Origin of the sequence: Glutamicibacter sp. AOP38-B1-38, assembly GCF_052377485.1 — a bacterium.
Taxonomy (GTDB): Bacteria; Actinomycetota; Actinomycetes; order Actinomycetales; family Micrococcaceae; genus Glutamicibacter.
Map to the genome: position 1 here is coordinate 1 of NZ_JBQSWU010000055.1, position 6,717 is coordinate 6,717.

6 protein-coding genes and 1 pseudogene are annotated in these 6,717 nt (G+C 57.4%); 4 read left to right on the forward strand and 3 right to left on the reverse strand.

The window, feature by feature from the left end; genetic code table 11:
• From ACT3TP_RS18300 to ACT3TP_RS18310, 3 genes and pseudogenes are all read left to right on the forward strand, one after another.
• Positions 1–1,792: pseudogene (locus ACT3TP_RS18300) on the forward strand (hypothetical protein); the annotation flags it as partial.
• A gap of 250 nt (positions 1,793–2,042) precedes the next feature.
• Entirely contained in the window at positions 2,043–3,086 is a 1,044-nt protein-coding gene (locus ACT3TP_RS18305) for an NAD(P)-dependent alcohol dehydrogenase (RefSeq protein ID WP_444617780.1), read from the forward strand.
• 147 nt (positions 3,087–3,233) lie between these two features.
• Entirely contained in the window at positions 3,234–3,536 is a 303-nt protein-coding gene (locus tag ACT3TP_RS18310; RefSeq protein ID WP_444617778.1) for a DUF1883 domain-containing protein, read from the forward strand.
• A gap of 79 nt (positions 3,537–3,615) precedes the next feature.
• Here ACT3TP_RS18310 and ACT3TP_RS18315 read toward each other — a convergent pair whose 3' ends face one another.
• From ACT3TP_RS18315 to ACT3TP_RS18325, 3 genes are all read right to left on the reverse strand, one after another.
• Entirely contained in the window at positions 3,616–4,578 is a 963-nt protein-coding gene (locus ACT3TP_RS18315; RefSeq protein ID WP_444617776.1) for an ADP-ribosylglycohydrolase family protein, read from the reverse strand.
• A gap of 108 nt (positions 4,579–4,686) precedes the next feature.
• Positions 4,687–5,199, reverse strand: coding sequence for a PaaI family thioesterase (locus tag ACT3TP_RS18320; RefSeq protein ID WP_444621250.1), 513 nt, complete (start codon positions 5,197–5,199; stop codon positions 4,687–4,689).
• Positions 5,189–5,659, reverse strand: coding sequence for a PaaI family thioesterase (locus ACT3TP_RS18325; RefSeq protein ID WP_444617772.1), 471 nt, complete (start codon positions 5,657–5,659; stop codon positions 5,189–5,191). Before ACT3TP_RS18325 ends, ACT3TP_RS18320 begins: the two co-directional genes overlap by 11 nt.
• A gap of 84 nt (positions 5,660–5,743) precedes the next feature.
• On the opposite strand from ACT3TP_RS18325, the gene ACT3TP_RS18330 reads away from it, so the two are divergent.
• On the forward strand, positions 5,744–6,220 hold the full coding sequence (locus ACT3TP_RS18330; protein ID WP_444617770.1) for a winged helix-turn-helix transcriptional regulator: 477 nt from the start codon (positions 5,744–5,746) through the stop codon (positions 6,218–6,220).
• The last annotated feature ends 497 nt before the right edge of the window (positions 6,221–6,717 follow it).

Here is a 6,717-nt window from a genome sequence, read left to right on the forward strand (position 1 = left end):
CCAAACGTGGCCATCGGATACCAATCAAATAAGCCTCGGGGCTTCTGTAGGCCCTGACCACGGGACCTACCAAGGCGGCACTCATTTCGTGCCCGCTGGCGCCCCCTCGTTGGTGGCCGACAAAATTGAGCAGACAAGCGACACTCCACTGCTGCCGGTAGGCACTGAGTCTTGGACTTTTAATATTCCTGCGTCGCAGTCATGGATCGCAGATGCCACGGTCGAAGTGGCGTACTGGAGCGACGCTCCGGATGCGCCTAATCAAGGGTTCATGAACTACGAGCTAAACGACAAGACCTTTGCAAACGGCCAGCTTACGGTCTCCGATGAAGTACTGCCGAAACTCTCCGAAGGTGACTTTTACTTCGTCACGTTTAGAGGAGCGGGCGAAGATCAGCTTGCCACCGCCTACATGGGACTGTACGGCGAGCTTCCTGAACCGACTCCCGAACCAACCGAGGAACCAACAGAAGAACCGACTGTAGAACCAACGGAAGACCCGACTACAGAACCTACGGTTGAACCTACCGAGGAACCAACAGCGGAACCGACCGTAGAACCTACCGAGGAACCAACGGCGGAACCGACCGTAGAACCTACCGAGGAACCAACGGAAGGGCCGACAACAGAACCAACAGTGGAACCGACCGTAGACCCTACTGAGGAACCGACCGTAGACCCTACTGAGGAACCAACAGTAGAGCCAACGGCAGAGCCAACAGAGGAACCGACCGCCGATCCGACGGCAGAACCAACTGATTCCCCTGAGGTCCCCAAAGCTCAAGAACCAGAGTCCGGCGATCAGGTAGCCCCAGGCGAGGAAAACTTGTCGTATGACAGTGAATCCTCTGCACCTGACGAGGGTAAGTTCGTTTTCAACACCGGTACCGATGTTGAAAACGGCGCGATTACCGTCAACTACCGCACTTCACCTGATGCCGAACCTCAGACCACCACCGGCAATGTCAGCGACGGCAAACTCACTTTGCAAGGCGACGATGCATTCACCGACACCGTAAAGGACTTCAACCAGCTGCTCATCACTGTGCAAGACGCTGAGGGCAAAACCATCTCTTCCGTCCTCTCCGGCGCCAGCGTTCTAGCCTTGCAGTCCGATATCGTTGATAACCGTTTGGGGCTACCACTGGTTGAAGCTGGAGCAGTTGAGCTGGGCTTCGATGTACCCGCAGGGTTCCCAACTGTGGCTGAAGACAACTTCAGTTTTGATGTGAAGTTCGTCGACACCCAGGGACAGCCAGTTTCCGTTTCGGACGTGGCTTTTACCGTCGAGGGTGAAACCCTGATCGTCAACGATCCACGAGTCGCAGAACTCACGGCCGGTACCTACTACCTCTATGGTGAACAGGAGGCCGATGACGCAAACCGCAGCGCAGCAGCGTTTGCCCAGCCTGCAGCTGATCCAGTTGTCAGCGTGTCTACCTGGTTTGGACTGTTCGCCCCAGCGGCTGAGGTAACACCAACCCCTACCGAAGACCCAACCGCGGAACCAACGGCGGAACCAACGGCGGATCCTACCGACGATCCAACGGACGAACCTACGGGCGATCCAACCACGGAGCCAACGGACGACGAGGCCCCTACCGCTACGGCACCTCCTACACAAGAAGCGCCAGAACAGGACAACAGCCCAACGGACGATAATTCCAATAAAGACGAGCTCGCCGACACCGGCGCGAGCGACGGTTTGCTCATTGCGGGCAGCCTAGCGCTAGGACTCGTCATCTTGGGCGCAGTCGCACTGGGCCTGCGTCGACGCGGGCGCCACGGCTAGGCAGAACAGCAAATTTCGAAAGCACCGCTAGAGCCGTGCAATTGAAGCGAACCGGACGGCCGTTGGATCGATACGACAAAGTATGGATTCAACGGCCGTTTCGCATTCTCCCAAATTTGTTCCCCAGAACGGGACTATTCTCTGGATTACGTATGTTCTACCCATGGACGACTTAAAGACGTTTGGTATCCGCGTGCCGCCATCCGGCGCGCGGACACAGGCTTACATCAAGACTAGGGAAAGAACTCCTATGACAACCATGGTCAACGCATATGCTTCCCCTTCGGCCACCGAGGGACTCATTCCCACACAGATCGAACGCCGCGATGTCGGGCCTCACGATGTGCTAATCGACATCAAGTACTCGGGCATCTGCCACTCCGACATCCACACCGTACGTGGCGAATGGGGCCCGCAGACTTATCCGCTGGCTCCCGGCCACGAAATCGCCGGCATCGTTGCAGAGGTCGGCTCAGCTGTCACCAAGCACAAGGTCGGTGACCGCGTGGGTGTGGGTTGCATGGTCAACTCCTGTATGGAATGCGAGAACTGCCTCGCGGGAGACCAGCAATTCTGCGACAAGTCGGTGGGAACCTACGGTGCCACGGACCGCGACGGCACCATCACCCAGGGCGGCTACTCCACCCACGTGGTCGTCACCGAGAACTTCGTGCTGAGCATTCCTGAAGGTATAGAACTCGATGTCGCCGCTCCACTGCTTTGCGCAGGCATCACAACTTTCTCTCCGCTGAAGCACTGGGGTGCCGGACCGGGCAAGAAAGTTGCAGTGGTGGGCCTTGGCGGTCTGGGCCACATGGCGGTGAAGATCGCCAGTGCCTTGGGTGCCGAAGTAACCGTGCTGTCCCAGTCCTTGAAGAAAAAGGAAGACGGGCTGCACATGGGGGCAAGCGATTACCGCGCCACCAGCGACGAGAACACCTTCAAGGAGCTGCAAAAGAGCTTCGATCTGATCATCAACACGGTTAGCGCCTCGATCAATGTCAGCGACTACCTTGGATTGCTGCGCGTCAATGGCACCATGGTCAACGTTGGCGCGCCGGCAGAGCCACTGCCGGTCAACGCCTTCGCGCTTATTGGCGGTCGCCGCTCATTCGCCGGCTCGCAGATTGGCGGCATCGAGGAAACCCAAGAGATGCTGAACTTCTGCGCCGAGCACGGAATTGGCGCAGAAGTTGAGGTCATTGCCGCCGAGCAGATCAACGAAGCCTACGAACGCGTGATGAAGTCCGATGTCCGCTACCGCTTCGTGATCGATACAGCGACGCTCGTCTAGGCAAACAAAACTTGATCGACTGAGGTGCACACGGCGTTCGAACCATTGACCGAAGAGTGAGTGGTTCGAACGCCGTTTTGGGAGGAAACACTTGCATCTACATCTGAACGCCCCGCCACTGCTTGCCGAGAAATCAGGGGAAGTACGGTGACCGCTCCCGATTTCACCGAATATCAGTGGGATTTCCTTGAACGCGGCAGCGTGCTATTGGTAACGCTCAGCGGACCTGCCAACCTCAGGCTCATGGATCCAGAAAATTTCGCGGCCTTCCAAGACGGTGCCGAATACGACTTCCATGGCGGAATGGCGCGCAAGGCACCCTACAGGCTCAAAGTCCCTCAGTCCGGTCCATGGTTCTTGGCGATTGATCTGACGGGGCTGAGCGTCCGCGGGGTACGCCACGCGGTGAGCGTGGAACCACCGCAGAAACTCGTCGAGCGACGGCCCTAATCAAAAGCGCCCGGGTGCGCCAAAAGGCAGGTGGCCCGTTGGTCAAACCCAACGGGTTGCACGCGGATTTCTGCGTTCGCTAGCCGGCCAATTTGAGTGAGAGATCTACTAGGCTCGTAGCTTCGAGCCCCGGCCAGCCATGGAGCTTGTCCAGCCAATGCTCTGGAATAGCAGGCAGTCCATAGGCAGCACCGACCAACGATCCAGCAATCGCCGCTACGGTATCCGTGTCAACACCGCCACGTACCGCTGCTTCCAGGGAAGCAACTAAATGCGTTGACTTCTCCCCTACGGTATCCGTGGAAACGGCAATGGAGCTCCATGCTCCTTGGAAAGCTTCCACGACCCACCCGTTATGCGAGAAGTCGCGCGGACGCTTGTCTTCGGCCTGTTGAATGCGCTGTTCCCAAACCACTGCGCGAGCGGATTCCAAAAGCTGCAGCCCAATTCGGATATCCAGTTCACCGGTGAGCACAGCGTGACGCACGGCAAGAGTCCACAAGCCGCAAGCCTCTGCTGCCTCCTCGTCGAAGTGAGTCAGCCTGCTGATGGCAGTTGCCGCTTGATAGGCCTCGGCCGGCGTGCGCTCTAGATAGGCCAAGGCGACGGGTGCCGTTCGCATGAGGCTTCCGTTGCCAGCCGAGCGGCCGGTTCGCAGGTGAACGGATTCGGCAGCCTTCAGTGCGTCTTCTGCGCTGGGCTCGTGGCGGTTGCTTTCACGCGCGCTTTTTTCGGCCTCGCCGAGGACGGCACGCGTCTGGCTGCCAACATCCGGTGCGCTCTGAGCCCAAATGGCCCACTGCCGCACCATGTAATCCGCTGCGTCACTATTGAGTGTTCTTTGGGAGTTTACGAGTGCCCGTGCAATCACGATTGCCATCGAGGTATCGTCCGTCCATTCCCCCGGCGCAAAGTCTCCGAGCCCTCCGCCGATCATGGCAACCGGGGCGTCCTGAGGCATCGGGGCATCGAATTCATAGCCAGCGCCAAGTGCGTCCCCTGCAGCCATGCCCACGAGTGCTCCACAGATACGGCTCTTCATGCCAGACGAAAACTCCATGCGGTCCCCCCACCAGAAAATTTGACTCATACTCAGCTTCTGCTGTGTGTCTAAATTACCGTGCACGCCCGACAAGATGGCCGGAAGCTACTACTTGTTCGAATCAAGAGGGAATACGAGAAGCGAGCTTGATGCGGTCGCAACGACCTTGCCGTTCTTATCTACGACTTCCCCTTCAGCGAAGATCACTCGCCGGCCCGGCTTGGTAATCCTCCCGGTGCATCGCAGCGGCCCACTGTCGGCAAGCACTGGACGCAGGTAGTTCACTTTGATCTCGATAGAGGTATATCCCATTCCTGCAGGAAGCGTCGAGTGCGCTGCGCAGCCGAGCGCCGAATCGAGCAGTGCACACACCAGCCCTCCGTGCACCGCACCAATCGGATTGTAGTGCGACTCCTCCGGAGTGCAGGTGAAGGTCACCGACCCCTCAGATACTTCGGCTACATCCATATTGAGATGCCCTGCGATGGGCGCCCCCGGAATTTCGCCGGAGGCCATCAGTTTCAAATACTCGAGCCCGGAAAACAACGGTAGCTGCTGCAGCGCGCTAGCAGGATCTCGCCACCTCACGACCTTTTCGTGTTCGCCAGATCTAGCTTCCATCTGTTTTCCCCTCTTCGTTCCGGGCTTCAGTAACTTGCGAAGGCAACGGCACGTTTTGCAACCGCAACTGTCCGCGGGCAAGCACCTTGGAGCTGGCAACATCTGTGATGATGACTTCCCACAATTGCTGAGTACGTCCTTGGTGTAGCGCGGTGGCTTCCACCCTTGCCAGTCCCGCACTGCCTGGCCGCAAGAAATCTGTGGCGTTATGTACACCGACGGCAAATTGGCCAAGTTCCTTCACCGCATAGCTCGCCGCGATGCTGGCGGCACTTTCAACGATCGTGGTGAACAGCCCGCCGTGCACCACTCCCCATGGGGTGTGGTGCTTTGCCCCGAGCTCCACGTGCCCACGGAGGAACGTCTTGCCAACCTCATCAACGATAAAGCCGGAAGCAGCGACAAAGTCGCTGGCCGCATCGAGCCCCATGTCAGGAAGTACGTCGTTGTTTGTTTTCATTGATTGGCCTCTCAAAAGCTAACTGTTATATTTGAAGCTAGCTAGATCGACGGGACATGTCAACGGTAAGGAGCGCTCTTCATCATGCAATGGCTCGACTATGACACCGAGAATTGTTCGATTCAGCGCACGCTGGACATCATTGGTGAAAAGTGGAGCCTAATGGTGCTTCGTGAAGCTTTTAACGGTGTGCGCCGATTTGACGCGATCCGTAATCATCTAGGGGCTTCCGAGGCGGTCATCGCTGCCAGACTGCGCACCCTTGTGGCAGCTGGAATTCTCTCGGCCACACCATACAAGGAGCCAGGCCACCGTACTCGAAACGAGTATCGCCTGACGCAAAAGGGCTTTGATCTCTATCCCGTACTTATCTCGTTGCTCCAGTGGGGCGACAAATACGAAGCAGATACGGCTGGCCCACCGCTACTGGTTACGCATCGGGAGTGCGGCGAACCGGTGTCAGCAGTTATTCAGTGCGCCGGTGCGCATGTTCTTGATTCACCACGAGAATCGCAGGTCTCCCCCGGCCCGGGGGCAAAACTCCGCAACTCCGTTATCTAAGGCCACAAGATCACAGCCCCAACTTTTCCGGAAACCGCGGCCAACGCGATCAACACCCCCGCATTCCAGAACAGATTAGTTGTCGTCAAGGCTCGCCCATGACCCGAACGCGGACAGTGGTCAATCACCCTTTAGCGCATTTCCCGCCGCAATTTGTCCTTTGAGCTGTCCGAAATCAATTTTGCGTTGGTAGAGGGTGGCTCGGTATAAACCGACTACTTTCTAGCATCGCTAGCGGCGGCGCACCTCATTACCGCGACAAATACCAGCGGCATTCCTGCTATCTGCAGGGTCCAACCGCTTCTGGTCGCATCGACAAAATAAGTACTTTCGAATGACCTGGCGTTCAGCCTCCACACGCGATCATTTGGAGTTTTCAGATGTAGCCTGCATTGAGCTCAGCTACGAAGACCAGAGCCCATCACGCAATTTAGCTTGTTCGGAAAATCTTCCCCAAGGAAATCAGCAATAACCCCAGCAGAACCTCAGGAATTCGA